The sequence below is a fragment of the Streptomyces sp. NPDC085932 genome, from assembly GCF_044540525.1.
Taxonomy (GTDB): domain Bacteria; phylum Actinomycetota; class Actinomycetes; order Streptomycetales; family Streptomycetaceae; genus Streptomyces; species Streptomyces levis.
In genome coordinates this window covers 1,626,996-1,651,609 of record NZ_JBITSJ010000001.1, presented here as the reverse complement: position 1 = coordinate 1,651,609, position 24,614 = coordinate 1,626,996, and the positions used below count along the sequence as shown (strand labels likewise).

Annotated in this window: 24 protein-coding genes and 2 pseudogenes; 12 read left to right on the top strand and 14 right to left on the bottom strand. The window is 74.0% G+C overall.

The genetic code is table 11. The annotated features are described in order from the left end of the window. The first annotated feature begins 411 nt into the window (after positions 1–411). From ACIGAQ_RS07035 to ACIGAQ_RS07025, 3 genes are all read left to right on the top strand, one after another. A complete protein-coding gene (locus ACIGAQ_RS07035) occupies positions 412–1,419 on the top strand; it encodes an amino acid ABC transporter permease (RefSeq protein WP_399779696.1) in 1,008 nt (335 codons plus the stop codon). Positions 1,420–1,495: 76 nt separating this feature from the next. Then, complete coding sequence (locus tag ACIGAQ_RS07030; protein ID WP_311686153.1) at positions 1,496–1,672, top strand: hypothetical protein; 177 nt, start codon at positions 1,496–1,498, stop codon at positions 1,670–1,672. Between the two features lie 312 nt (positions 1,673–1,984). Further along, complete coding sequence (locus ACIGAQ_RS07025; RefSeq protein WP_399779694.1) at positions 1,985–2,386, top strand: STAS domain-containing protein; 402 nt, start codon at positions 1,985–1,987, stop codon at positions 2,384–2,386. A gap of 8 nt (positions 2,387–2,394) precedes the next feature. On the opposite strand, the gene ACIGAQ_RS07020 is transcribed toward ACIGAQ_RS07025, so the two are convergent. Both ACIGAQ_RS07020 and ACIGAQ_RS07015 read right to left on the bottom strand, forming a co-directional pair. Then, entirely contained in the window at positions 2,395–2,778 is a 384-nt protein-coding gene (locus ACIGAQ_RS07020; RefSeq protein WP_362283278.1) for a VOC family protein, read from the bottom strand. A 65-nt stretch (positions 2,779–2,843) separates the two neighbouring features. Continuing rightward, positions 2,844–3,239, bottom strand: coding sequence for a RidA family protein (locus ACIGAQ_RS07015; protein ID WP_399779691.1), 396 nt, complete (start codon positions 3,237–3,239; stop codon positions 2,844–2,846). Between the two features lie 136 nt (positions 3,240–3,375). On the opposite strand from ACIGAQ_RS07015, the gene ACIGAQ_RS07010 reads away from it, so the two are divergent. Further along, positions 3,376–4,353, top strand: a complete 978-nt coding sequence (locus ACIGAQ_RS07010; protein ID WP_399779689.1) for a helix-turn-helix transcriptional regulator — start codon at positions 3,376–3,378, stop codon at positions 4,351–4,353. Positions 4,354–4,456: 103 nt separating this feature from the next. Next, the gene (locus ACIGAQ_RS07005) at positions 4,457–5,062 is read left to right on the top strand and encodes a dihydrofolate reductase family protein (RefSeq protein ID WP_311686163.1); all 606 of its coding nucleotides are present in this window, start codon (positions 4,457–4,459) and stop codon (positions 5,060–5,062) included. Between the two features lie 76 nt (positions 5,063–5,138). Here the strand turns inward: ACIGAQ_RS07005 and ACIGAQ_RS07000 are convergent, their stop codons facing one another. After that, entirely contained in the window at positions 5,139–6,098 is a 960-nt protein-coding gene (locus ACIGAQ_RS07000; RefSeq protein WP_362283286.1) for a helix-turn-helix domain-containing protein, read from the bottom strand. A 110-nt stretch (positions 6,099–6,208) separates the two neighbouring features. Between ACIGAQ_RS07000 and ACIGAQ_RS06995 the strand changes: the two genes are divergently transcribed. Beyond that, positions 6,209–7,237, top strand: coding sequence for a saccharopine dehydrogenase family protein (locus ACIGAQ_RS06995; protein ID WP_399779687.1), 1,029 nt, complete (start codon positions 6,209–6,211; stop codon positions 7,235–7,237). 119 nt (positions 7,238–7,356) lie between these two features. Here ACIGAQ_RS06995 and ACIGAQ_RS06990 read toward each other — a convergent pair whose 3' ends face one another. Then, positions 7,357–7,725 (bottom strand): hypothetical protein, encoded by a 369-nt coding sequence (locus tag ACIGAQ_RS06990; protein ID WP_362283292.1) that lies wholly within the window; start codon positions 7,723–7,725, stop codon positions 7,357–7,359. A 128-nt stretch (positions 7,726–7,853) separates the two neighbouring features. On the opposite strand from ACIGAQ_RS06990, the gene ACIGAQ_RS06985 reads away from it, so the two are divergent. After that, positions 7,854–8,912, top strand: coding sequence for a hypothetical protein (locus tag ACIGAQ_RS06985; RefSeq protein ID WP_362283295.1), 1,059 nt, complete (start codon positions 7,854–7,856; stop codon positions 8,910–8,912). Beyond that, on the top strand, positions 8,909–10,018 hold the full coding sequence (locus ACIGAQ_RS06980; protein WP_399779684.1) for a hypothetical protein: 1,110 nt from the start codon (positions 8,909–8,911) through the stop codon (positions 10,016–10,018). The genes ACIGAQ_RS06985 and ACIGAQ_RS06980 overlap by 4 nt, the downstream gene beginning before the upstream one ends. A gap of 29 nt (positions 10,019–10,047) precedes the next feature. On the opposite strand, the gene ACIGAQ_RS06975 is transcribed toward ACIGAQ_RS06980, so the two are convergent. Then, on the bottom strand, positions 10,048–10,863 hold the full coding sequence (locus ACIGAQ_RS06975; RefSeq protein WP_362283301.1) for a nucleotidyltransferase domain-containing protein: 816 nt from the start codon (positions 10,861–10,863) through the stop codon (positions 10,048–10,050). Positions 10,864–10,967: 104 nt separating this feature from the next. On the opposite strand from ACIGAQ_RS06975, the gene yidD reads away from it, so the two are divergent. Then, positions 10,968–11,426 carry a membrane protein insertion efficiency factor YidD gene (yidD, locus tag ACIGAQ_RS06970; RefSeq protein ID WP_399779682.1) on the top strand — a complete coding sequence of 153 codons (459 nt, stop codon included), beginning with the start codon at positions 10,968–10,970 and terminating at the stop codon, positions 11,424–11,426. A gap of 30 nt (positions 11,427–11,456) precedes the next feature. Here yidD and ACIGAQ_RS06965 read toward each other — a convergent pair whose 3' ends face one another. Continuing rightward, positions 11,457–12,194, bottom strand: coding sequence for a GAF and ANTAR domain-containing protein (locus tag ACIGAQ_RS06965; RefSeq protein WP_311686180.1), 738 nt, complete (start codon positions 12,192–12,194; stop codon positions 11,457–11,459). 269 nt (positions 12,195–12,463) lie between these two features. Between ACIGAQ_RS06965 and ACIGAQ_RS06960 the strand changes: the two genes are divergently transcribed. Together ACIGAQ_RS06960 and ACIGAQ_RS06955 are read left to right on the top strand one after the other, a co-directional pair. Further along, a complete protein-coding gene (locus ACIGAQ_RS06960; RefSeq protein ID WP_311686182.1) occupies positions 12,464–12,922 on the top strand; it encodes an SRPBCC family protein in 459 nt (152 codons plus the stop codon). Between the two features lie 140 nt (positions 12,923–13,062). Then, positions 13,063–13,239 (top strand): annotated as a pseudogene (locus ACIGAQ_RS06955) (spermidine/putrescine ABC transporter substrate-binding protein); the annotation flags it as partial. Positions 13,240–13,279: 40 nt separating this feature from the next. On the opposite strand, the gene ACIGAQ_RS06950 reads toward ACIGAQ_RS06955, so the two are convergent. The 8 genes and pseudogenes from ACIGAQ_RS06950 to ACIGAQ_RS06915 all read right to left on the bottom strand — a co-directional run bounded on the left by ACIGAQ_RS06950 (position 13,280) and on the right by ACIGAQ_RS06915 (position 23,029). After that, the gene (locus ACIGAQ_RS06950; protein WP_362283305.1) at positions 13,280–14,563 is read right to left on the bottom strand and encodes an ABC transporter substrate-binding protein; all 1,284 of its coding nucleotides are present in this window, start codon (positions 14,561–14,563) and stop codon (positions 13,280–13,282) included. Continuing rightward, positions 14,560–15,702 (bottom strand): branched-chain amino acid ABC transporter permease, encoded by a 1,143-nt coding sequence (locus tag ACIGAQ_RS06945; RefSeq protein WP_399779679.1) that lies wholly within the window; start codon positions 15,700–15,702, stop codon positions 14,560–14,562. Before ACIGAQ_RS06945 ends, ACIGAQ_RS06950 begins: the two co-directional genes overlap by 4 nt. Then, complete coding sequence (locus ACIGAQ_RS06940; RefSeq protein ID WP_399779677.1) at positions 15,695–16,594, bottom strand: branched-chain amino acid ABC transporter permease; 900 nt, start codon at positions 16,592–16,594, stop codon at positions 15,695–15,697. Before ACIGAQ_RS06940 ends, ACIGAQ_RS06945 begins: the two co-directional genes overlap by 8 nt. Then, positions 16,591–17,394, bottom strand: a complete 804-nt coding sequence (locus ACIGAQ_RS06935) for an ABC transporter ATP-binding protein (RefSeq protein WP_399779675.1) — start codon at positions 17,392–17,394, stop codon at positions 16,591–16,593. Before ACIGAQ_RS06935 ends, ACIGAQ_RS06940 begins: the two co-directional genes overlap by 4 nt. Continuing rightward, positions 17,391–18,254 carry an ABC transporter ATP-binding protein gene (locus ACIGAQ_RS06930; protein ID WP_399779673.1) on the bottom strand — a complete coding sequence of 288 codons (864 nt, stop codon included), beginning with the start codon at positions 18,252–18,254 and terminating at the stop codon, positions 17,391–17,393. The genes ACIGAQ_RS06935 and ACIGAQ_RS06930 overlap by 4 nt, the downstream gene beginning before the upstream one ends. Positions 18,255–18,462: 208 nt before the next feature. Next, positions 18,463–19,752: a PucR family transcriptional regulator gene (locus ACIGAQ_RS06925; protein WP_399779671.1), complete on the bottom strand. Its 1,290-nt coding sequence runs from the start codon at positions 19,750–19,752 to the stop codon at positions 18,463–18,465. A 203-nt stretch (positions 19,753–19,955) separates the two neighbouring features. Further along, positions 19,956–21,632 (bottom strand): annotated as a pseudogene (locus ACIGAQ_RS06920) (LuxR C-terminal-related transcriptional regulator); the annotation flags it as partial. 455 nt (positions 21,633–22,087) lie between these two features. Next, on the bottom strand, positions 22,088–23,029 hold the full coding sequence (locus tag ACIGAQ_RS06915; RefSeq protein ID WP_394814313.1) for an alpha/beta hydrolase: 942 nt from the start codon (positions 23,027–23,029) through the stop codon (positions 22,088–22,090). Between the two features lie 611 nt (positions 23,030–23,640). On the opposite strand from ACIGAQ_RS06915, the gene ACIGAQ_RS06910 reads away from it, so the two are divergent. After that, positions 23,641–24,612 (top strand): alpha/beta hydrolase, encoded by a 972-nt coding sequence (locus ACIGAQ_RS06910; protein WP_311686194.1) that lies wholly within the window; start codon positions 23,641–23,643, stop codon positions 24,610–24,612. The last annotated feature ends 2 nt before the right edge of the window (positions 24,613–24,614 follow it).

The window sequence follows — 24,614 nt, the reverse complement described above, 5'->3', positions numbered from 1 at the left end:
GGGAAGGGCCGGTCAGACGGCCCGCTGCCGAGTCAGGCGCAACACGCCGCGGACCACACCCGACCGAAGTCGATGTGGTCGCGCGAGACCAAGCGCTGCTGGGCGTTCATGCGACCAATTGAGCAGTACGGCGTGCATCTCGTCAAGCAGCGCCCGCATGCCGGACCGGCGGATCCCGCCCCTGCCGGGCGCTGTTGACAGATCCGCGCCGGGGACGCATACGATCGTCGGCGGACGGCTCCGCCCCGAGCGGCCTCCGTTCCGGCCGCGTTGAGGGACGCGGTGTACGTGACGACGCGGATTCCCGACCGCGCACCGGACTCGCGCAGCGGTGGTGCCGACGCATCCACCACGCGCGCCACCGGGTGGTCACCTCACGCCCGTGATTCCCTCCCCCCGGAGAGCCTTCCCATGGTCATACCGTCCGACGTCACGCCCGTTCCCGCCACGACGCCCCCGCAGCGCACGGCCGCTCCCGGACACGAACCGCCGCGGATCGTGCCACGCCGGCATCTCGGCCGCTGGATCACCGCCGCGGCCGTGCTGCTCGTGTTCGCCATGGTGCTCCACTCCGTCGTCCGCAACCAGGCGTTCCAATGGGCCCTGGTGGGGCGGTACTTCACGACGCCCGCCGTACTCGACGGGCTACTGCTGACCCTGTGGCTGACCGGGGCGGTCATGGTCCTCGGCTTCCTGCTGGGCACCGGGCTGGCGGTGATGCGCCTGTCGGGCAACCCGGTGCTGCGCATGCTCAGTTGGGGGTACGTGTGGATCTTCCGTTCCACTCCCCTGCTGGTGCAGCTGCTGTTCTGGTTCAACATCGGCGCCCTCTACCCGACGCTGGGGTTCGGTGTCCCGTTCGGCCCGGAGTTCGTCACCGTCAGGACGGTCGACCTGCTCGGTCCGACGCTGACCGCCGTCATCGGCCTGACCCTGCACGAGAGCGCCTACGCCGCCGAGGTGGTGCGGGGCGGCATCCTCTCCGTCGACCCCGGCCAGACCGAGGCCGCCCAGGCGCTCGGCCTGAGCAGGCGCCGCACCCTGAGCCGTGTCGTCGTCCCCCAGGCGATGCGCTCCATCGTGCCCACCGCCGGGAACATGCTGATCGGCACCCTGAAGGGCACCAGCATCGTCAGCGTGCTGGCCGTGCACGACCTGCTGTACTCCACGCAGCTGATCTACAACCAGACGTACCAGGTCATCCCGTTGCTCATGGTCGCGACGCTCTGGTACATCGCGGTCACCAGCGTGCTCAGCGCGGGTCAGTACTACGTCGAGCGCCATTACGCGCGGGGCGATTCGCGGGCGCTGCCGCCCACTCCGCTGCAGCGGTCGCGGCGCCGGCTCGCCGCCGTCCGCACCCGGTGGAGCGCGGCGACGGCCGCCGACGCCCGCCCCGCGGCGGGCGGTGACCACTGAACAGCATTTCCCCGGGGCCGTGACTCGTCGGATGCGTGCGGAGGGGCACCCGGGTCGTCGGAGGGAAGGAGCGGAGATGACCAGCCGAGATCGTGATCTGTCCCATCCGCTGGAAGAGGTCACCGGAGAGAAGGACGTCCACCCCGAGGAAGAAGGGACGCAGCGCAGCGACCGCGGCGCGCAGAGCGACGAGGGCCGGACGGAGCGCGGCGACGCACCGCCGGAGGCCCCCGACGACGCGGGAACCCCCTGAGAGCACTCCCAGCGGGGCGGGACGCCGAGTGCGGCGTCCCGCCCCGGCTCGTGCCCGCCGGCATCCGTTCCATGTCAGGATGGCCCGAGCATGCGGCCCCTGCGGCACCGGGACGTGCCGATGGTCACCCCATCGAAGGCGGCCACAGGGGGTAAGCGAAAACTGTGCAAGAGAAACGATCAGTGACCGGAAGCTCTCACCTGCCCTAGGAACCAGCATGATCATCCCGCTTAGGAATCAGGCGGCAGATCGACGTCAGCCCCGTGCCGCCGGGTCCGCCCGTCGCCACTTCACGCGTTGAGGGGTCGCACCGTGCTCCAGCTCATCGAACGCGACGGGGATCTGGCGGTGGCCGCTCTCGCGGACGACGTCGATTTCTACACCAGCTCCGACCTGCGAACCGCCGGTTTCGACCTGCTGGACGACGGCTGCCGCTACCTCGTCCTGGACACGTCATCGCTCGACTTCATCGACTCCAGCGGCATCACCGCCCTGCTGGCCCTCTGGCAGCGCCTGGACGCCGCCGACGGGGCTCTCGTCCTGGCCGTGCCCGACGAGGGCCTGCGCCGGCGGATGGACGTGCTCGGCCTGGACACCGTGCTGACCATCACGCCGGCCCTCGCGCAAGCCGTCACCCGCGCCCGGCAGTTCCGGGCCGGGGCAGGCTCCCCCGGCGGACGGCCCGCTCCCCCGGCCGCATCGGAGAGCGCCTGACGCGGCCCTCAGGGACGCGTGGCCGCCCGGTCGGACTCGCTGCGCAGCACACAGAACTCGTTGCCTTCGGGATCGGCGAGCACGGCCCAGCCGGAGCCGTCGGGATGCCGGTGATCGGCGACGAGGGTGGCTCCCAGGCCGAGGAGCCGTGCCACCTCCTCGTCGCGTGAGGTCTCGGGGCGCAGGCACAGATGGATCCGGTTCTTGACCGTCTTGGGCTCGGGGACCTGGTTGAAGTACAGCACCGGGCCCTGCGCCGGCGTCACCTGCGTCTCCCGCGCACCCGGCCGATCCTCGCCATGGAGGGGGCCGCCCGTGACCCGGCTCCAGAACCGGGCCAGTTCATAGGCATCCGCACAGTCGATCGCCACGTTCTGCACCACCGAGACCATGCGGCCGAGCTTCCCCCATCGCACGGCCGAACGCCACCGGCTTCCGCCCGGCCGGCCGGGTCATCTCATGCGGCCGCCGTGCCCTCCAGCTCGACCATCAGGCCGGGCAGCGCCAGCCGCGTCACCCCGAGCAACGTCATGGCCGGCGCCACACCGGCGGCGCCCAGCCGCGCCCCCAGCACGCCGTAGTGCTCGAAGAGCCGGTCGACGTCGGTGGTGTACACGTTCAGGCGGACCAGGTGCGCCAGGGACATGCCGGCCTCGCCGAGCACGACCTCCAGGTTGTCGACGGCGAGCGTCAGCTGCCCCGCCATGTCACCGGCGTGCTCGGGCCTGCCGTCGCCGCTCATCGCGGCCTGTCCGGAGCAGTACAGGGTCCGGGCCGGCCCGGTGACGATCGCTCCCTGGCTGTAGCCCATCTCCACCGACCACGTCCACGGGTCGACCGTCGATCGCTCCATCACCACATCAGCTCCGTTCGATGCATCGGCATGGCCGTCCCGGGGCCCGGGGCAGTCACCGGCCCCGGCCTCGCACCGACAAGCCTCCCGGCGAATGACGACACCCTGCGTCACGTATTCCGTTAGCGTTCCGGGCATGCGTGCCGACCGGTTGATCTCACTGGTGCTGCTGCTGCGTCAGCGCGGCCGGATGACCGCGGCCGCGCTGGCCCGCGAGCTGGAGGTGTCCACCCGCACCGTGCTGCGCGACATCGAGGCGCTGTCCGCGGCCGGCGTCCCGGTCTACGCCGAGCGCGGCCGGCGCGGCGGGTTCGCGCTGCTGCCCGACTTCCGGACCGACCTCACCGGACTCAACCACGACGAGGCCCTCGCCCTGCTGGTCGCCGGATTCCGGCACGGCGAGCGGGTCTTCGGCCTCGGCTCCGCGCTCGCCTCGGCCATGCGCAAGGTGGTGGACGCCCTGCCCGACCGTCACCGGGAGGCCGCGAGCGACGCCGCCCGGCGCATGCTGATCGACCCGGAGACCGACCTGCTCTCCCGTCGCCCGGCCGCCGAGGCGGTGCCCGGCACGACGATGGTCGTGGTGCGGCGCGCGGTGCTCGCCGGGCACCGGCTGCGCATCCACTACGCGGCCGCGGACCAGGCGCCGGCGTGGCGCACGGTGGACCCGATCGGATTGGTCACCGTGCGCGACCGGGCTTACCTGCTGGCCACGAGGTCGGGCGCAGACCGTACGTACCGGCTGTCACGGATGCTGGCCGCCGAGGAACTGCCCGAACCGGCGCGGCGACCGGACAAGGTCGATCTGGACCGGATCTGGCGGGACCGCTGCGCGCAGTTCCTGTCCGACGGCGCTCACCTGACGGTGCTGGTGAGGGTGGACCCCGCGCGGCGCGAGGAGCTGGTGGGCACGGCACTGGCCGTTCGCGCCGAGGAGCCCGAGGCGGACGGCCGGCTGCGCCTCGAAGTGACCTTCCAGGACGCACGGCACGCCGAGTGGGCGCTGTGGCAGCTCACCACGGACGCGGAGGTCCTGGCACCGGGGTCGGTGCGCACCGCGCTGCGCGACCGCGCCGCCGCGATCGTGGCCCGCTACACGCAGACGCCCGCCTGAGCGGCCGCGGGGTCAGGGGATTTCGCGGCGTTCCGCAGCGCCGCCGATGAGTTCGGGGCCCCCGCCCGGTCCAAGCTGATGACACCCAGGAAAGGACACCGTCATGTCGGAACTTCTCGTCGACTTCATCACCACCCTCGACGGCTACGCCTCCGGAGAGGGATGGCCCGGGTTCTGGGGCCTGGAAGGCCCGGAGTACCTCGCGTGGCTCGGCGAGCAGCCCGCGGTCACCTACCTGATGGGAGCGAACACCTACCGCCTGATGTCGGGCTTCGCGGCCGGCGAGGTCCCGGCGGGCCAGGACGAGTTCAGGCCCGAGGAAGAGGCGTCCGTCGACGAGCTCACCCAGGCGTCCAAGGTGGTGTTCTCCTCCTCGCTGGAGGAGCCGCTGACGTGGGCCAACTCCACACTCGTCCGCGACGACGCCGTCGAGGCGGTCCGCGCCATGAAGGCGAACGGTTCGGGACTCCTGAGCACGATCGGCAGCCTCAGCCTGTGCCGGTCCCTGCTGCGGGCCGGGCTCGTCGACCGCTTCCGGGTCGTGATGTTCCCGGTGATCACGGGCGCCACCGGCGAGGAACGCATCTACGACGGCTATCCGGACGTCGCCCTGGAGATGACCGAGCACCGCACCTTCGACGGCCGCATCCAGCTGGTCGAGTACAAGCCCCGCGTGCTCGAGCACCCGCCGCTCGGCGCCCCCGCCTGACGCCGCCCCGCCCGGCGGTCCGGACGGAGGAGGAGAAGGCTCCTCCCACGCCCGCGGACGACCGCCGTCCCTGCGGTCAGGCCAGGGGGGCGTCGCGGCCGCGGGAGCGGAACGTGCGGCGGTAGGCGTCGGGCGGCACGCCGACCGTGCGGTGGAAGTGCCGGCGCAGTGTCGTGGCCGTGCCCATGCCCGTGGCCGTCGCGATGGCGTCGACGGTGTCGTCCGTCGTCTCCAGCAGCACCTGCGCGTGGCGGATGCGCTGGGTCAGCAGCCACTTCAGCGGACTGGTGCCCGTCACCGACTTGAAGTGGCGGCCCAGGTTGCGCGAGCTCATCCCCGCCCGGCGGGCCAGGTCCTCCACGCTGAGCGGGCGGTCCAGCCGCTGCATCACCCACGGGAACAGCGCGGCGAGCGGGTGGTTGTCCGGCGCCGGAACGGGCGTGGTCACGAACTGAGCCTGGCCGCCGTCCCGGTGAGGCGGCACGACCAGGCGCCGGGCCAGGGTGTTGGCGACCGACGAGCCGTGGTCGAGGCGGACCAGGTGCAGGCACAGGTCCATGGCCGCGGCCTTGCCGGCCGAGGTGAGCACCGTTCCCTCGTCGACGTACAGGACGTCCGGGTCCACCCGCACCCGGGGATGGCGCCGGGCCAGTTCCCCGGTGTGCGCCCAGTGTGTGGTCGCGCGCCGGCCGTCCAGGAGTCCCGCGGCGGCCAGCACGAAGGCGCCCGTGCACAAGGAGGCCACACGGGCGCCCGCCTCGTGGGCCGCCCGCACCGCCTCGACCAGCTCGGCCGGCGGGTCCTGGTCGATGTCGGCCCAGCCCGGGACGATCACGGTGCCGGCCCCGGCGAGGCGGTCGAGCCCGTGGTCGGGCTCCAGCCGGAAGCGCCCGGCCCGCACGGCACCCGGGCCGCACAGCGACAGGCGGTACCAGGAACCGTCCGCGCCGGTCACACCGGGCCCGAAGACCTCGCAGGCCAGGCCCAGTTCGAAGGGCAGCATGCCGTCGGTGACGGCCAGCGCGACGGTGGTCATGTCCGGAAGTGTATGGGGTGTGGCGTTCCGGACACTCACCGCGGCCCGGCGGAATTCGCCAGGATCGGTGGGACGGAGACCGGCGGACCATTCGAGCGCAGGGGGAATCCATGGGAGCGGGCCAGACGGTGGCGGTGTTCGGCGCGTACGGGCACACGGGGCGGTTCGTGGTCGCGGAGTTGCGGGAGCGCGGGTTCGTCCCGGTGCTCTCCGGCCGCGACGCCGAGCAGTTGAAGGCGCTGGCGCACGAGACCGGGCTGGACGCCCGTCCGGCCTCCGTCGACGACGCCGCCTCGCTCGACCGCGCGCTCGCCGGCACGGCGGCCGTGATCAACTGCGCGGGGCCCTTCGCCGCGACGGCCGCCCCGGTGATCGAGGCCGCCCTGCGCGCCGGGGTCCCCTACCTGGACGTGGCCGCCGAGATCGAGGCCAACCTCGACACGTTCGCGCACTTCGCGGACCGGGCCCGCAAGGCCGAGGCGGTCGTGGTCCCGGCGATGGCCTTCTTCGGCGGTCTCGGTGACCTGCTGGCCACCGCCGCGCTGGGCGACTGGACGTCGGCGGACGAGGCACACATCGCCTACGGGCTGAACAGCTGGCACCCCACCACGGGAACGCGCACGGCCGGTGCGGTCTCCCGGCGGCGCCGCGACGGCCGGCGCCTGCGCTACAGCGGTGGACGTCTGGAGTACCGCGACGACGCTCCGCCGACCCTGGAGTGGACCTTTCCGGACCCGATGGGCCGGCGCGCGGTCGTCGGGGAGTTCACCATGGCCGACGTCGTGACCCTCCCCAGCCATCTGGACATCCCCGCCGTGTGCACCTACATGACAGTCGAGGCGGCCCGCGACCTCGCGGCCGCTGACACCCCGGGGCCGACGCCGGTCGACGAGCACGGGCGGTCCGCGCAGACCTTCCTCGTCGACGTCGTCGTCCGCGCGGGAGGTGCCGAACGGCGCGCCGTGGCCCGCGGCCAGGACATCTACGCCGTCACCGCGCCCCTCGTCGTGGAGGCCCTCGACCGGGTCCTCACCGGCCGGACCCGTGCCGTGGGTGTCGTCTCCGCCGGGGAGATCTTCGACGCGCCCGACTTCCTGCGCGCGCTGTCCGGGCACATCGAGGTGGAGCTGTCCCGGTGACGCGCCGCGGGGAGGGCGCGTTCGATCCCCCCGCGTGACGAGCGCCCGGCCGGTGCGTGCCGGCCGGGCGCTCACGGCGTGACGTGCCGCGCCTCGCGGACGCGGCGGCTGGGTGTGGGTCAGCGGGTCGCCTGGTCGGAGTAGCTGATGTCACCCACCGTCCAGGCGCTGATGTCCTCGATCGCGACACGGTACATTCCGCCCGTCTCCGGGATGCCCACCGTGCCTTGCAGGATCCGGGCGACGTGGAAGTGTAGATGTGTGGGCGGCCCGTCCTTCTTCTCGGGGGCGTCGAACACGGCGGAGAACTCGCCCAGCCGGGCGGAGTCCGTCAGCACCTCCGACACACGCTGCCTCCACACGGCTTCGGGGGCCAGGCGACCGGTGATGACGGCTCCGCCGGTGACCACCGTCAGGGACATCTGATTGCTCTGCCCGCTCTCCACCAGGGAGGCGATGGCAACGATCAGCTCGTCAGGCTTCGACATGGGATCGAATCTTATGCACTCCCCGCACGGACGGGCCGGGCACGTCCCCCTCCTGATGGCCGGATGACGTCTGTTCACCGGTGGGCCGGCGCGCTTAGCGTGTGCGGCCTTCGCGTTGTGGGGGTCCCGTGAACGCTCTGCGTGCGCTTGTCGTCTGTCTGGTGACCGTGTGCGCCGCGGTGGTGTCGCCCGCCGCGGCCCTGGCGCCGGGCTGGTCCGCGCTGCCGGTGCCGCCGGCGGCGGCGTCGCCGGTGACCGTGTCCGACCTCGCCGCGCGGGGGCCGGACGAGGCGTGGGCGAGCGGGTACGAACACGCCGCCGACGGGCTGCGGCCGATGCTGTACCGCTGGGACGGCGCGGCCTGGAGCCGGGAGACCTCCTTCCCGGGCGCCGGTGAGCCGGGCTGGTTCGGCGCGGTGCAGTTCACCGGCGAGGAGGTGTGGTTCCTCCGCGACCGGGCGGGGGTGAAGGAACTCCTGCGCCGCTCGGCGGCAGGGTGGAGCACCGTCCCGCTGCCGCAGACGCTGTGGACGTACCAGGACTTCGCCGCCGTACCGGGTGCCGCGTGGGTGGTGGGCGAGGACGACACCGGAGTGCAGGTGCTCCACTACGACGGCACCCGCTGGACGCGTCAGTCCACCCCGGACGGTGTGCTGTACGTCATGGGCATCACCGCGCGGACCGCCACCGACGCCTGGGCCTGGGCGGACACCGCCGCGGGGACCACCGTGCTGCGCTGGGACGGCACGGCGTGGCGGGACGCGAAGGTGCCGCTGCCGCCGGACGGCAACGTCCACACGATCCTCGCGGAGGCGTCCGGACGGGTCACCGTCGCCGGCAGCCGGTACACCGACGGCACGACCCGCACCTACCTGACGACCGGGAACGGACGCGCCTGGCACACCACCCACCCGCCGCTGGACGGCACGCCCGTCGAGGACCTGGTGCGCGGCCCGGACGGCGCGCTGTGGCTGCCGGTGCGCAGCGACCGTGCCTTCCGGTCGAAGTACGCGCGGGTGGACGGCCCGCGGACCAGCTTCTCCTACGGCCCCGAGCGGGAGGACGCGATCGACGTCAGGCCGCGCGCGCTGGCCCGGGCCGGGTCCTCGCTGCTGTCCTTCGGGACGGTCGAGATCTACGGCTCGAAACCGAACCTGATGAGCGAGCGGCGGGGAGGCCGATCATGACACGCCGGTTCGTCGTCGCGGCACTCGCCGTCGCCCTGACCGTCCTGGCCCATCTGGGCGCCGCGGCGGCCGGCACCGGGTCCTGGCAGCACGTCCCGGTTCCGGACCGGGTACGGCCCCAGGCGGCGCTGAACGACGCCGTGGCCTTCGGGCCCGACCTGGCCTGGGCGGTGGGCACCGACGCCGTCGGTCGCGAGGCGCCGGGCTTCCCGCTGCTGCTGCGCTGGGACGGAACGGCGTGGCAGCGGCAGAGTGTGCCCGGGGCCGGCCGGCAGGGGGAACTGCTGTCCGTCGCCGGGTCCTCGCCGGCCTCCGTCTGGGCGGTCGGCCGTGACACGGCGGGCGGCAGCCGGCTGCTCCGGTTCGACGGCCGCGACTGGCGCGAGAGCCGGGCACCGCGCGGTGTCGTGCCGACCCGGGCCGTCGCCGGTGGCGGGGAGACCTGGCTGATCGGTTCGCGGGAGGGCGCGCAGGCGTTGCTGCGCTGGGACGGGCGGAGCTGGCAGGACGTGCCGGTGCCGCCGGGCTCCGTGTACGGGCTGCACATTCTGTCGGGTGACGACGTGTGGGCCGCGGGCGCCACCGGTTCGGGCGCGGCCGTGTCGCACTGGGACGGGCGGGAGTGGCGGCAGACGATCGTGGACGGGTTCCCGCGGGCGGCCGTGGGCAGTGTGCTGGCGGTCTCGCCGACCGAGGTGTGGGCGGGCGGCACGGCCGGTTTCGTCGGCGGCCCGGCGGGCCGTCCGATACCGCCGCTGCTGGTCCGCTTCGACGGGCAGACCTGGAGCCGGGTGAGCCTGCCCACCGACTTCGGTTCGGTCACCTCCCTGGCGCCCGCCGCGTCCGGTGCCCTGGCGTGGGTCGCGGTGTCCCGCTCGCAGAAGTGGGGCCCGCCGGGCAGCACTCCGCCGCTCGTCTCCGGGCCGGACTTCCTCGCCTGGAACGGGCAGTCGTTCACCGCGTACGACGAACCGGCCGTGGCCGGGGAGGGCGACTCCCAGGTGCTGCATCTGGCACCGGTGCCGGGCACGGGGACGGTGTGGTCGGTCGGCCGCGCCACCGGACCGGAGAACACGTTCGCACCCCGCGTCCAGCGGTTCGGCTGACCCCTGATCCGTGGGCGCCGGCCGGCCGGTCACCGGCCGACGGCACGGCACACCTCCGCCGCGAGGGCATCGGCCTCGTCGAGCGCGGCGGCGAGCGTCTCCGGGGTGGTGCCGAGCGCGGAGAGCACGGCGTGGGCCCGCCCGGTGAAGTCGGCCGGGGCGGCGGCCGACCCGCCCGCGGCGGCGACCGCCCCCTTCTCGTTGAGCACCCAGCGCCGGTCATGGGCGTGCAGGGCGTGGACGAGCAGTCCGACCGCGCGGAAGAGGCAGCCGGCGACATGGAAAGTGTCACCGCGGGCCGCCCCCTTGCGCGCCGCCGCCAGGATGAACGGCGTCTCCCAGCGCGCGTTGTCGATGAGCGCCTCGCGCAGCGGCTCCGGGTAGTGGCGGATCTGCTCCCGCAGGGTCCGCAACTCACCGTGGGGGTCGGCGAGGACCCGCCCGAGGGCCAGCTCACCGGCGTAGGAGTGGGAGTACACGCCCAAGGGGTGGCCGGGCTGGGCACCGATCTCGAAGTGCCCGGCGCGGCACTGGCGCCAGACGCGGAGGACGCGGTCCAGATCCCGGTAGATCCAGTCGACGCGATGGCCGTCGACGGTCAGCCAGGCGCCACCGTCCACCCAGGGTCCCCAGCCGCCCGGTTCGGTCACCTCCGTCGGCTCACCGGTCAGCTCGGCCGCGAGCGCGCGCAGGGCCGGCGTGTCCAGGGGTGGCCGGTAGTACAGGCCCAGGTCGAAGTCGGAGTCGGGACGGTGCGTTCCGCGCGCCCTGCTGCCGCCCAGGCACACGCCGACGACACCGCCGACCGCGGACAGACGATGTGCGATCTCCGCCAGACGCTCCACGCGCCCCAGTCTGCGGGGGCGTACCCGGTGCCCGCGACCGAAATACGGTGCACCGCCGCTCCCCTCATATGATCTTGCGGACGTGACGGGGAGGGACGGACGCGATGGGACGAAGCGACGGACGGGGCCGCGAGCGGGGGCCGAAGGGCGGCAAGGACGAAGGGTGTTGCGCGGGAACGCTCGACACGCTCACCCATCCGTGCTGCTGCGGCGGGGTCTGGGGGCAGGCGGCGGTCCTGCTCGCCGTCCTGTGCCCCTCGCTCGCGGTCGCCGGCCACGGCACCGATCCTGCAGCGCCACCGCCCGCCGGACGGACGGCCGCAGCGATGTACCGGGCCGTTCGCCATTACCGGGTCGCGGTCAGCCCGACCCGTCCGGCGTGCTGCCCGTACACCCCCACCTGCTCCACCTACGCGGTCCGGGCACTCCACCGCCACGGTGCGCTCCGCGGCGGCCGGCTGATCCTGGCCCGCCTGCTGCGCTGCCGGCCGGGCGCGGCCCGCCGTCGCGGGTTCCACGACCCGGTGCCGCCGGCGCACCGGGCCGGTCCGCGGCGGGCGTGAGCCGCCGGCCGGGCAGCCGTGGCGCGCGCCTCAGGGGCGGGGGCGCAGGCCGGGGTCGTCCGGGCGGCGGCCGGTGAGGTTGGTGATCAGTTCCGTGCACAGGTCACGGAGTTTGATGTTCCGGTGCTGCGAGGCGGAGCGCAGGATGGCGAAGGCCTCGTCCGCGGTGCAGCCGCGCTGGCCCATGACCACCCCCATGGCCTGGTCGATGACGCCGCGGGACCGCATCGCCGTCTGCATCTGGTCGGCGAACGCCTCCGCGTCGGCGATGCGCTGGGCCAGCGCGATCGCCCCGGTGGCCTGCGCGGCCAGGGAGCGCAGCGCGCTGAGGTCCGCGTCGTCGAACGCGTGGGCCGGGCCGCCGTACAGGTTCAGCGCGCCGACGGTGTGTGTGCGGGCGGCGATCGGCAGCGAGACGGAGGAGCGGATCCCGCAGGCCGCGGCGTAGGCCGGGTAGTCGCCCCAGCGCGTCTCCGAGAGCATGTCCCGGACGATGACCTCCTCGCCCGTGCGGGCGGCCTGGAGGCACGGGCCGTCGTCCTGGCCGTACTGCCTCTCGTCCAGCTTGGGCGCCGGCGGGCCCGCGCTGGCCACCGTGAGGGGCCGGTGCTCGCGCTCGATCGTCACGCCGGTTCCCTCGGCGTGGGACAGCGTCAGCGCCGCCTCGGCCAGGGACTGCAGGAAGTCCTCCAGCGACTCCGTCTCCAGGAGCCACTCCATGACGGATGCGCTGACGGAAGCGTTGTCGTGGGCGTTGTCAGAGGTCACCGCGTGCTCCTCCAGGTGGCCGTCGGCCCCTCGTAGGCGTCGTGTCGTGGGCCAGGGCCAGGCCTCTTCGACCACCCTACAGACCCGGGCGGCGGATGACGGGCGCGGAAACGGCCCGTGGCGCCCGGGCGGGCTTCCGGCGCCGAGGCGGTGTCGCATCCCGTTCGCCGCCTCGCGGGATGCCCGGTGGTCCCGTAGGGTCGCGGTGCCGCTTCGGCGGGACGGACCCACCGCACTTCGCCACGGCTTCGAGTGATCGGGGAGCATCCATGTCGGGACAGTTCGAGGCGACCGTCGCGATCGACCGGCCGATCGAGGAGGTGTTCGCGTACCTCGCCGACGGCCGCAACGACCCGCAGTTCAGCCCCCGGGTGCTGAGGATCGAGCGGGTGCCCGGCACGCCGACCGCGGTGGGCACGGTGTTCCGCAGCACGGTCAAGGACGCGGGGATGAAGACGGCCAGGGAGTTCCGCATCACGGAGCTCCAGGCACCGGTGCGGATCCGGTGGACCGAGGTGTCGAAGAACAGCGTCACGGTCGACGAGGGCGGCTACGACCTGGAGCCGCTGGACGGCGGAGGAACCCGGGTGCGCATCTTCAACGTGCTGGAGGGCCACGGACTCGGCAGGCTCCTCGTCGGGCTGGCGCTCGCCGCCGCCCGCAAGGACGCCCCTGCCTTCGGCGCCCGGATCAGGTCGGCGGCCGAGGCGGCGATCACGCCGCGCTGACGCGGGGCCCGGGGCTCGTCGAGGGCACGCCGACGGGACAGGGCGTCCGGCCGCCGGGCGGTACGGCTCGACGGATTGTCGACGGTGCGCCGTACCGGGGCACGGCATGCTGCACCGATACCGCTGAAGACGATTTCTCCGTTTCGGACGCCCGAGACGTCCTCGCGTCCGCGAGCAGCGAGGAGACGGCCGCCCTGGCCGAACACCCGCTGATCTTCCCGGACGTGCGGCTGCGCAGCCGGCTCGCGGTCGCCCGGGACATCACCCCGGGTGAACGCGTGGAGGTCGCCCGGCGGTGGAACGCCATCGCGGGGCTGGTAGGGCCCGGCCGGCCGGCGTGCGGCCGGGCCCCGCCGGTCACGAGCGGGAGGCCAGGTACTCCTCGACGCCCGGCGCGGTGTGCGCGTCCTCGACGTTCACCGCGGCGCCGACCGCCTTGGCGTCCGGCTTGTGCACGTACGTCGAGGTGCTCGCCGGCTGTGCCTTGTCGGAGAAGTTCTGCGCGGTGCCGAGGCCGACGTCGACCGCGGACTGGGAGCGGTGGGCCTTGACCACGTCCTCGCGGGCCAGGCTGCCGTTCTCACAGGCCTTCTTCAGGTCGTTGCCCATCAGCTGGGCGGCGTTGTAGCCGGACAGCACGCCGGAGTCGACGAGGGAGCCGGGGTACTTCTTCTGGTAGGAGGCGACCATCTTGCGCACGCCCGGCAGGTCCGAGCTGACCGCGGGCGCTGCGCTGACCACGTTCAGCAGGGCGGTGAGGGCGGGGGCGGCCGGCGTCTTCATCAGCTGCGGGGCATAGCCGGGGGCGCTGCTGACGACGGGCACCTTCAGGCCGCGCGAGGCCGCCACACCGACCAGGGACGCGGTCTGGGCCGGTCCGGCGCTGATCAGGACGGCCTTCACGCCCTCCTTGCGCAGCGCGGAGACCTGCGCGGACAGATCGGTGTCCGTTGCCTTGATCTTCTGCCCCACGACCTTCAGGCCCGCCTTCTTCCCCGCCCACTGCGCGCCTTCGAGCGCGTTGGCGCCGTAGTCGCCCTCGAAGTACACGTGACCGACGGTGTCACCCTTCTTCAGGCCCTTGGCGCGGGTGAGGAAGTCGACGGCGGCGATCATGTCGATGTCGTAGGTGGTGCCCAGGACCTGGACGGAGTCCCGGTCGAGCAGGGAGGCGGCCCAGGCCTGCGGGAAGGTGAGCACCTTGTCCCGCTCGATGTCGTCGAGGAGCGCGGCCATCACGGGCGAGCCGATGACCTGGGGCAGTGCCACGACGTCCGTGGACAGGTCGGCGTAGGCGGTGACGGCCTTCTGGACGTCGTAGCCGTGGTCCTTGACGACGATCTCGACGCGCCGGTCGCAGATGCCGCCGCGGGCGTTGACCTCGTCCGCCCACATCTGCTGGGCCTGCACGATGCTCTTGCCGAGCGTGGCGTAGGGGCCGGTGAGGTCCGTGAGGGCGCCGAGCTTGATGGCCTTGTCGGTCACTCCGGGCCCGGTCTTGACGCCGTCGGCGCCGTCGCCGCCGCTCTTGGCGGAGTCGGCCTTGGAGCTGCATCCGGTGGCGGTGAGCAGCAGGGCCGCCAGGGCCGTGGCCAGGAGCGTCCTGGGGCGTACGCGGTGCGTGTGGTGCGTGGAGTTCACGGGGTGGGCTCCTTGGCTCGTGCGGAGGGCGCTGGTGAGGGTGTCGGGGAGGTGGCGGCTGTGGGTGGTGGGGCGGACCGGCGGCGCAGGCGGGCGCGCAGGCGGCGGACGAGGCCGTGCAGCCCGTCGGGGGCGAACAGCAGGATCAGGACGATGGCCGCTCCGTAGAGGTAGCGGGCGGCCTCGGTGGGGCCGACCGGGCCGCCGGTGGTGCCGGGGGCGGCGACCAGGGGGAGTTGGTCGGCGTAACGGGTCATCAGCAGGGGCAGCGCGGTGACGAAGACGGCGCCGGCGGTGGCTCCGGCGACCGAGCCCAGACCGCCGATGACGATCATGGCGAGATAGTCGACCGACAGCACCAGTCCGAAGTAGTCGGGCACGACGCGGCGGAAGGAGAGAGCGATCATCACCCCGGCGAGGCCCGCGTACATCGACGAGACGACGAAGGCCGCCGAGCGGTAGCGGGAGACGTCCACGCCCATGACGGCGGCGGCGGTCTCGCTGTCGCGCAGGGCCACCAGGGCGCGTCCGGGACGGCCGCGCAGCAGTCCGCGGGCGGTGAACCAGGTGAGCGCGAACAGGGCGAGCCCCAGGTACCACAGTTTCTCCTCGGCGCCGAACGGCACGCCCAGCAGCGTCAGTCCGGAGTCGGCGGAGAAGGAGAAGCCGCCCAGTTCCAGCGGGGGCACGGAGCGGCCGTTGAAGCCGCCGGTGACGGAGTCGGCGGTCAGCAGGACGTGGTGGCCGAGGAAGACCAGGGCCAGGGTGGCGACGCCGAGGTAGACGCCGCGCACCCGGCCGGCGACGGGGCTGAAGAGCCCGCCGGCCGCCCCGGCGAGCAGGACCGCGAGCACGGCGGCCACGGCGGTCGGCAGTGCGGGCCCCGGTTCACCGGCCAGCCAGACGTAGCCGTAGGCGCCCACGGCGAGGAAGAAGGCGTGGCCGAGGGAGAGTTGACCCGCTGTGCCGGACAGCAGGCCGAGGCCGATCGCGCCGACGGCCGCCGCCATCGAGAACAGGCCGATGCGCAGCCAGAAGGCGTCGAGGTAGAAGGGCAGCGCGCACAGGACGACGACGGCCGCGAGGGTCCACCACAGGCGCGGGGTGCCGGTGCGCGTTCCGGAGAGCCGGTCAGACACGGACCGCCGCCTTTCCGCCGAACAGGCCGGTGGGCCGCACCAGCAGGACCAGCACCATCACCGCGTAGGGGGCGACGTCGCCGAAGCCCTCGCCGAGGACGTGCAGGTCGGACTGGTAACCCGCGACGAGCGCCTCGGTCATGCCGATCAGCAGGCTGCCCGCGAGGGCGCCGGGCGGCGAGGCCATGCCGCCGAGGATCGCCGCCGGGAACGCCTTGAGGGCGATCTGGCCGGTGGTGCGCTCCAGGCCGGGTGCGGGGAACGCGGCGAGGAAGACCGCCGCCAGGGCCGCGAGCGCTCCGGCCAGGCACCAGGCGAGCATGCGGATGCGCACGAGCCGTACGCCCATCAGGGCGGCGGCCTCGACGTCCTCGGCCGAGGCGCGCAGCGACAGGCCCCAGGAGGTGTACCGGAACAGGGCGAAGACCGCGGCGATGACCAGGGTGGAGACGACGATCGCGGCGATACGGCTGTCCGCGACGGTCACCGGCCCCAGCCCGCTGACCGAGTCGCCCCACGGGTCGCCCAGCGAGAGCAGGTCGCCGCCGATGCGCCGGGACAGGTCGGTGAGGATGAGGATGTCGACGCCGATGGTGACGATGGTCTGCACGTGGGCGGCGTGCGGGTCGGCGCCGCCGCCGGCCTGGAGCAGGAAGCGGTCCATGGCGCCGGCCACGGCCGCGGTCACCAGGACGGACACGGCCAGGGCGCCGGCGAAGCCGAGGTCGTCGTGGAGTACGGCGGTGAGGTAGCCGCCGAGCAGGAGCAGGGAGCCGTGGGCGAAGTTCATGACGCCGGAGGCCTTGAAGATGATGACGAAGCCGAGGGCGACGAGGGCGTAGACCGCGCCCAGGGCGAGGCCGTTGAAGACGTTGTCCAGGAAGGTGGTCATGCCGCGTCCTCCTCCGCTTCGGAGCCGGTGCCGAGGTAGGCGCGCAGCACCTCCGGGTCGCGGCGTACCTCGTCCGGGGTGCCGTGGGCGATGGCCCGGCCGAAGTCGAGGACGGTGACCTCGTCGGCGAGCCGCATCACCAGCCCCATGTCGTGCTCCACCAGCACGACGGAGAGGCCGAGTTCGGCGCGCACGGCGTGCACGACCTCCACGGTGCGGGCGCGTTCGGCCGCGTTCATCCCGGCGACGGGCTCGTCGAGCAGCAGCACGCTGGGCTCCAGGCAGAGGGCACGGGCGAACTCCACGCGCTTGCGGTCGCCGTAGGAGAGCAGGGCGACGGGACGGTCGAAGTGCGGTCCCAGACCGGTGAGTTCGGCGATCTCGCGGGCCCGGTCGAGGTGGGCGCGCTGTTCGCGCCGCGCCTGCGGCAGGCGCAGGGCGCTGGCGGCGAAGCCGGCCCGGGACAGGGCGTGACGGCCGAGCATCAGGTTGTCGGCGACCGTGCCCTGCGTGGTGACGATGTTCTGGAAGGTGCGGGCGACGCCGAGGGCGGCGATGCGGTGCGGGGCGAGCCGGGTGAGGTCGGCGTCGCCGAGGCGGACGGTGCCGGCGGCCGGGCGGCACAGCCCCGACAGGACGTTGAAGCAGGTGGACTTGCCCGCGCCGTTGGGTCCGATGAGCGCGTGGACGGAGCCCGGGGCGACGGTGAAGGACACCGCGTCCAGGGCGGTGAGACCGGCGAACCGGACGGTCACGTCCGTCACGGTGAGTTCGGGTGGTGCGGTGGTGCGGACGGTCACGCGGCTCCCTGCCCCTCGGTTCTTGCGGCGGTCTGTGCGGTGTCGGTGCCGGTCGTGTCGGTGCCGGTCGTCGCGGTGCCGGTCGTCGCGGTGCCATCGGTGGTCTCGCCGAGGTACAGCCGCTTCACGGCGTCCGTGCGGGCGAGTTCGCCGGCCGGGCCGGAGAGGCGGACCTCGCCGACCTCCAGGACGTGGGCGGTGTCCGCGAGGGACAGCGCCATGCCGGCGTTCTGCTCGACGAGCAGGACCGCGGTGCCCTGGGCGTTGATCTCGCGGACGACCTCCGCGATCCGGTGGACCATCTGCGGGGCGAGGCCCAGGGAGGGCTCGTCGAGCAGCAGCAGGCGCGGCGCGGCCATGAGGGCCCGGCCGATGGCGAGCATCTGCTGTTCGCCGCCGGAGAGCAGGCCCGCGGCCTGCCGCGTGCGCTCGGCGAGGCGCGGGAAGAGCGTGAAGACCCGGTCCCGGGCCTGCGCGACCTGGTCCGGGCGGCGCCGTCCGAGGCCGAGGCCTCCGGTGCGCAGGTTCTCGTCGACAGTGAGGCCGGCGAAGACCCGGCGCCCCTCGGGGACCTGGACGACTCCGGCACGCACCGCGGCGACCGGGTCGCGCCCGTCGAGTTCCGTGCTGCCGTAGCGGACACGGCCGGCCGTGATCGCGCCGCGGTGCAGGCGCAGGGTGCCCGACACGGCCCGCAGCAGGGTCGTCTTGCCCGCGCCGTTGGCGCCGAGGAGGGCGACGACCGTGCCGTGCGGGACGGTCAGGGTCACGGAGCGAAGGGCGGACACGGCGCGGCCGTAGGTCACGTCGAGGCCCTCGACGTACAGGGCGGGCTCCTCGTCCGGTGGTGCTTCGGGCATCACGGCTCCTCGGGTCCGTGCCGTCGGGCACGGGTGCTTCGGGGGAAGGGCAGCCCACGACAGCACGGGCGCGGACACGCGGTACAGGTGTTCGGGCCGGGTGGCTGCGCGGTCCCAACCCGGCTCGCAGGGGATTGTGCGGCTGCCCAGGGCTGGCGCCTTGCGGTGGGGAGGCGGGCGCGGGGCAGGGGCGGGGCCGGGCCGGGGGTCAGCCGGGGAGCAGGCGGTGGGCCGTCAGGGCGAGGTTGATCTCCACCACGTCGAGCGGGCGGGCCAGGGAGCGGCCGATGAGCTGTTCGCAGCGGCGCAACCGGTTCAGGACGGTGTTGCGGTGGCAGTACAGCCGTTCACCGGCGCGCTGGGCGGACCCCTCGGAGGCGAACCAGGCGACCAGGGTGTCCAGCAGGACGTCCCGGTCGGCCGGCTCCAGCCGCAACAGCGGCCCGAGCACCCGCTCGGTCAGGGTCGTGCCGAGCTCCGGACACGAGATCACCAGAGCCTCGGGCAGGTGCTCGGCGAGCCGGACGGTGCCGCCCTCGGGCGGGCAGATGCTCAGGGCCAGATCGGCCAGGCGCCGGGCGTCGCCCACCGAGGCGAGTCCCGTCACGGCGCTGCCGACGCCGACACGGCATCCCGCGGCCTCCTCGGGCAGCTCAAGGGCCGCCGCCGGGTCGCGGTCGTCCTGTCCGTCCCCCGCCTCCCCGACCAGGACGATGCCGTAGTCCACCTCCGCGCCCGAATGCCAGTACGCGTTCGTGCCCGAGGCCCGCACGCAGGCCCGCAGGCCCGTGGGCCCCTGCGGGCGGACCCCGGCCACCGCGACGACGACGTACCGGCCCTGCTCGGGCAGCCCCAGTCCGTCGGCCGTCTCGGGCAGGTCGGCGATCCGGCTGGTGCCCTCCAGGAGGGCCGCCGCCAGCAGCCGCACCCGGTTCTCGCGCCGCCAGGCGAGCTGCCGTTCCGTCTGCCGGTAGGCGTCGGCCACGAGGGTGCAGTGCTCGTCGACGAAGTTCCACACGTCGGTGGCCACGTGCACCAGGAGACGGATGTCGTCGGGCTCCGCGCGGGCGGTCTCCTCGACCAGCCGCTGCCACACCAGGGAGCCGCCCAGCCGGAACGCGTGCAGCAGGGCGTCCAGCGGCAGCCCCTGCTCGGCTCGGGTGGCACCGATCCGCCAGGTGCAGCGATGGGCGGCCTCGCGGGTGCCGCGCGGGTCCAGCAGCGAGGTCACGCTGTGCCGCAGGGAGCGGTGGGTCTCCTGCCAGGTGGCGGCGTGGTCGTTCTCCAGCGTGGTCCGGTACGCCGGTTCCTGCTCACGCAGGACCACCAGCAGCCGGTCGGTCAGCTCCGGCAGCTCGTCGAGCAGGACGCGGGCCGCCCGGTGCAGGACGCGCAGCGCGTCGGCGTCGATCAACGAACGGATCCGCCGTGTCCGCGGCTGCGGAACGGGCGTGGGCCCGGTGCGGAACGTCGTGCGTGTGCGTGCGGCAGGATGCATCGCGGTCCTCCCCCAACTTCGGCCGTCCGGCGGCGCCCGCCGCCGGCCGGGCACGGCGGCGTCCGGCGGGTGCGCTGCGCGGGTGGCCCTCGTCACCCCTACAGTCCTGCTCCGAAGAATGGCATACCGTCCGGTCGGTCCCCAGAGGCGTGCGGCACTCTTCTCGACGGGTCTGCGGTGATCGGCGACGGCTCGGCGGCCGTTCAGCGGCTCTCCTGGTCGACCATGCGGGCCAGTTCGACGCGGGAGCGCACGCCGAGCACGGCGAAGACGTTGCGCAGGTGGTAGTCGACCGTGCGGGTGCTGACGGCGAGCCGCTGGGCCACCTCCCGGTTGGTGGCGCCCTCGGCCACGTGGCGCGCGATGCGCAGTTGCTGCGGGGTCAGGCGCGACAGGCCTCCGGCCGGCTCGGACGCGGACGCCGCCCCGTTGGCGCGCAGCTCGCCGCGCGTCTGGTCGGCCCAGGCGCCGGCGCCGCAACGTTCGAAGCCGACCAGGGCGGCTCCGAGGCGGGCGCGGGCCTCGCGCAGCCGGCGGCGCCGCCGCAGCCACCGGCCGTACAGCAGCTCCGTGCGGGCGCGCTCGAAGTCACCGCCCGACTCGTCGTGCAGGGCGAGCGCGCGCAGGTAGAGGTCGTCGGCCTCGCCGTCGTCCGCGGCCAGCAGGGCGCGGCAGCGGGCGAGCTGGGCGGGTGCGTGCGGGTCGGCGCCGAAGGCCGCCCACTGGGCCAGGTCCGTGACCACGCCCCGGGCGTCGTCCGGCTGCCCGGCCAGCACCGCGGCCTCCACGAAGCAGGGCACGGCGAGCATCCAGACGGCGAAGTGTCCGCGCCGGGGGCCCGGTCCGACGAGCGGTCCGAGCCGGTCGGCGGCGTCCAGGGGGCGGCCGCGGGCCAGGTCCGCGCGGGCGATGGCCCACTCGGCCAGGGTGGCCGACTGGGCCAGGCCGTGGCGGCGGGCGGTGCGCAGGGCGGCGGTGGCGTATCCGGCGACGGCGGCGGTGTCCCCCTCGATCGAAGCGGCCAGGGCGAGCATCGCGTGGTGGCTCGCCGCGGTGTTGCGGCGGCCGGCCGCCAGTGCCGCGCGTACGCCCTCCTCGGCGTGATGGCGCGCCTGGGCGTGGCGGCCGGCTCTCAGTTCGCCGTAGGCCAGGTACTCCAGGGCGCGTGCTTCGGACGCGGTGCACTCCGCGTGGCGGGCGGCGGCCAGCGCACGGGCTCCTGCGGAGCGGGCCGCGTGCAGGTCCCCGAGGAGCAGGGCGGCCGCGGCGGCGCGCAACAACCGCTCCGGACGGCCGTCGGCCCACGCCCGCTCCAGCACCCGACGCAGCGGCCCGACGGCCTCCTCGGGCCGCCGCGCGAGCAGGGCACGCATCCCGTCGCGGTAGTCCCGCACGAACGGATCACGGGGCCAGCCGGGGCCCGGCCCACCGCCGTACGCATCAGACCCTCGGCGGTCCGAGCCACCCCCGCCACCGGACGCAAGGGGGCCTCGACGGTCCGGGCCACCGCCGCCGGACGGACGTGGTTCCCGGCCGGCCGGGACGGGGCCGCCCTGGGGCGGGTTGGGCTCTCCGCTGTCCGGGCCGGTCGCGGGAGCGGTGGTGCGGTCCAGGGGGTCGGCCGGTGGTGTCGCGACGGCGGTGGCTCGTGTCAGTGGCGAGGCGTCGTCGCGCCCCGCGGCGGTTTCCACCGGGGTGTCTTCCGGGCCGGCGTGGTCGGACGCCCGGATGGCGGTGTCCGAACCGTCGAGGGTGGCCAGGCAGGCCAGGACGTCGCCCGATGCCCATGCCGCGTCCGCGGCGAAGAGGCGTGCGGTCTCCGCCCCGTCCGGGGCGTCGGCCGCCAGCAGGGACGCTGCCAGCAGCAGGGACTCTCGCGCGTCGCCCACCGGCCCGTCGTACAGCTGCGTCCGGCCGCGCGCGAGTTCGGCGGCGCCACGGGTTTCGGCGGCCGACCGGACGGCGTTCCGCCCGTGTGAGCCCCTCGCGCGGGGAGCCGTGCGCACCCAGCTTGTGTCTCCCGTCATCCCAAGGAGGTTACTTGCGCGTAAGGAAGACCGGAAGGCTTACGTCCGCGCTGCGAGACACCCGGAACCCCTTCGGCACCTGCGGGTTTGTCCAGGACGGCCGGGTGAGCGCCCCGGGGGACCCGACGGCGGACTGTGCCCCGGCCCAACCACCACCCGCCCCGGCCGTGCCCCGGCACGACTCGGGCACGGCACGGCAGAGCACGGGCACGGGCACGGCACGGCACGGCACCGGCGGCGGACGCATGGCGCGTCCGCCGCCGGTCCCCCGGGCCGCCGCGGCTTGACGGCCCGGGGCGAAAGGGCGGTCAGGAGCCGTGCGGGCAGTTGCCCCGGTACTCCTCGATGGTCAGGCTCGGCCGGGGCAGCGGGCACAGGAACTGCTCGTAGCGGGTGTCGTTGTCGATGAACCGCTTGAGCCAGGAAATGCTGTACTTCGCGATCGTCGTGTTCGACGAGTTGGGCGTGAAGTGCGACGCCGAGTTCAGCTCCAGGTAGGCCCGGTCCAGCGAGGAGGAGAGGCTGGAGTAGAAGGGCTCGGCGTGGGAGGAGACCGGGGCGATGGTGTCGCCGTCGGCTCCGAAGATCAGGGTCGGCGTGGTGAGCTCGGGCCAGCTCTTGTCGAGGTTCCACGGCGTCAGCGGGATCGCCGCCTGCAGGGCCGGACGCGACTTGGCCGCCTCCAGGCTGCCGCCACCGCCCATCGAGTGGCCCATGACGCCCAGGCGCGAGGCGTCGACGCGACCGCGCACCGAGCTGCGCTGGGTGAGGTAGTCCAGCGCGGCCAGCAGCTGACGGCCGCGCGAGTCGGGCTGGTCGAGCGTGGTGAGGGTGTCGATGGTGAACACCACGAAGCCCTGGGAGGCCAGGCGCGGTCCGAGCCAGGCGATGGACGACTCGTAGGCGGTGTAGCCGGGCGAGATGGCCACCGCGCCGAAGGTGCCGTCGCTGGTGCTGGTCGGGTAGTAGATGGTGCCGCCGCCGAAGCCGGTGACGGACAGCGAGGAGACGGACGTCTGCGACACGGCGTACGGGCCGCGGCTCGCCTCGATGCTGGACGTCGTGGGGGCCGGGCCGCGCTCGTAGGGGTTGTCGGCGGCGTGGGCGCCCGGGCTGGTCAGGGGTCCCAGGCCGACGACGACGGCGAGGGTCGCGGCGGCCGCGGCCAGTCGGCCGGTCCGGCGTCCGGCCCGGCGCCCGAGGGAGTCACGGGTCCCGGTCCGGCGACCGGTGTGGGGGTGGAGGTGCACGACGAGTCGTCCTCTCTGTCGTGGCGGGCGGCCCGTGCCGCGGGCACGCGGGACCTGGGGAGTCCGCCGCGTGCCCGCGGCTCAGGGCACCGCCGTTGGGCTGGCCGTGCCACTGTCGGGGACCGGGCACCGCGCGCGGACCGGCAATGTCACCGGTCTCGTACGACCGGCGGACCGGCGGCCGCCGTCCCGCAGGGTCCGGCAGGACGGCCCACCGCCCCGGCAGACGACCGCACCACGCAGCCCCACCCGGCAAGCCACCCGCCCCGCGGACGACCGCACCACCAGACCCCGCCCGCGAAACCGCCCGCCCGGCAGACGACCGCACCACACAGCCCCACCCGGCAAGCCACCCGCCCCGCGGACGACCGCACCACCAGACCCCGCCCGCGAAACCACCCGCCCGGCAGACGACCGCACCACGCACCCCCACCCGGCAAGCCACCCCCAGCGGGACGCTCCGTGCGCGCCGGGAGCAGAGGCCGTGCGCGGGTGGGCAAGAGGGTGGGGCCTGCCGGATCTAGCGTGGCCGCAGGCGGCCCGGCGGATCTTCGATGCGGCCGGGACGCCTCGCCGGAGACACCGGCGAGTGGAGAGTCCCAGGAGTTCGCATGTCCCACACCTTTGAGCCGGTCGAGCCGGTTCTGGAGCCGGCCGCGGCGGAGTTCGCCAAGGCGACCGCCAACCCGCCCTACCTGTTCGACCTCGCCCCGGCCGAGGGCCGCAAGGCCGTCGACGAGGTGCAGTCGGGCGACATCGCCAAGCCCGTCGTCGACGAGGAGTGGATCACCGTCTCCGGCGGTCCGACCGGCAGCGTCCGCGCCCGGATCGTCAAGCCGGCCGGCGCCGAGGGTCCCCTGCCCGTCGTCCTGTACATCCACGGCGCCGGGTGGGTGTTCGGCAACGCCCACACCCATGACCGCCTGGTCCGCGAACTGGCCGTCGGCGCGAACGCGGCCGTGGTCTTCCCCGAGTACGACCTCTCCCCCGAGGCCCGTTACCCCGTCGCCATCGAGCAGAACTACGCCGTCGCCCAGTGGGTCGTGACCCAGGGCGCGGCCAAGGACCTGGACGGTGCGCGGCTGGCGGTGGCCGGTGACTCCGTGGGCGGCAACATGGCCGCCGCCCTGACCCTGATGGCCAAGGAGCGCGGTGACGTCGCGCCGGTGCAGCAGGTGCTGTTCTACCCGGTGACCGATGCGAGCTTCGACACGGGCTCCTACCACCAGTTCGCGACCGGCTACTTCCTGCGCCGCGACGGCATGCAGTGGTTCTGGGACCAGTACACGACCGACGAGGCCGAGCGCGCACAGATCACCGCCTCGCCGCTGCGCGCCACCACCGAGCAGCTCACCGGTCTGCCCCCGGCCCTGGTGATCACCGCCGAGGCGGACGTGCTGCGCGACGAGGGCGAGGCCTACGCCGGCAAGCTCCGTCAGGCCGGTGTGCCCGTCACGGCCGTGCGCTACCAGGGCGTCATCCACGACTTCGTGATGCTGAACGCCCTGCGCGGGACCCACGCCGCCGACGCGGCCATCCGCCAGGCCTCCGCGGTCCTCCACGCCGCGCTGCACACCCGCTGACC

Bases quoted from the DNA above. Each gene is read 5' to 3' on its own strand.
- ACIGAQ_RS06910 (WP_311686194.1), top strand. From the start codon at position 23,641: ATGTCCCACACCTTTGAGCCGGTCGAGCCGGTTCTGGAGCCGGCCGCG.
- ACIGAQ_RS06940 (WP_399779677.1), bottom strand. From the start codon at position 16,594: ATGACCACCTTCCTGGACAACGTCTTCAACGGCCTCGCCCTGGGCGCG.
- ACIGAQ_RS07035 (WP_399779696.1), top strand. From the start codon at position 412: ATGGTCATACCGTCCGACGTCACGCCCGTTCCCGCCACGACGCCCCCG.
- ACIGAQ_RS06990 (WP_362283292.1), bottom strand. From the start codon at position 7,725: ATGTCGAAGCCTGACGAGCTGATCGTTGCCATCGCCTCCCTGGTGGAG.
- ACIGAQ_RS07000 (WP_362283286.1), bottom strand. From the start codon at position 6,098: ATGACCACCGTCGCGCTGGCCGTCACCGACGGCATGCTGCCCTTCGAA.
- ACIGAQ_RS07030 (WP_311686153.1), top strand. From the start codon at position 1,496: ATGACCAGCCGAGATCGTGATCTGTCCCATCCGCTGGAAGAGGTCACC.
- ACIGAQ_RS06930 (WP_399779673.1), bottom strand. From the start codon at position 18,254: ATGCCCGAAGCACCACCGGACGAGGAGCCCGCCCTGTACGTCGAGGGC.
- ACIGAQ_RS07010 (WP_399779689.1), top strand. From the start codon at position 3,376: ATGCGTGCCGACCGGTTGATCTCACTGGTGCTGCTGCTGCGTCAGCGC.
- ACIGAQ_RS06925 (WP_399779671.1), bottom strand. From the start codon at position 19,752: ATGCATCCTGCCGCACGCACACGCACGACGTTCCGCACCGGGCCCACG.
- ACIGAQ_RS06980 (WP_399779684.1), top strand. From the start codon at position 8,909: ATGACACGCCGGTTCGTCGTCGCGGCACTCGCCGTCGCCCTGACCGTC.
- ACIGAQ_RS06960 (WP_311686182.1), top strand. From the start codon at position 12,464: ATGTCGGGACAGTTCGAGGCGACCGTCGCGATCGACCGGCCGATCGAG.
- ACIGAQ_RS07015 (WP_399779691.1), bottom strand. From the start codon at position 3,239: ATGGAGCGATCGACGGTCGACCCGTGGACGTGGTCGGTGGAGATGGGC.
- yidD (WP_399779682.1), top strand. From the start codon at position 10,968: ATGGGACGAAGCGACGGACGGGGCCGCGAGCGGGGGCCGAAGGGCGGC.
- ACIGAQ_RS07020 (WP_362283278.1), bottom strand. From the start codon at position 2,778: ATGGTCTCGGTGGTGCAGAACGTGGCGATCGACTGTGCGGATGCCTAT.
- ACIGAQ_RS06995 (WP_399779687.1), top strand. From the start codon at position 6,209: ATGGGAGCGGGCCAGACGGTGGCGGTGTTCGGCGCGTACGGGCACACG.
- ACIGAQ_RS07005 (WP_311686163.1), top strand. From the start codon at position 4,457: ATGTCGGAACTTCTCGTCGACTTCATCACCACCCTCGACGGCTACGCC.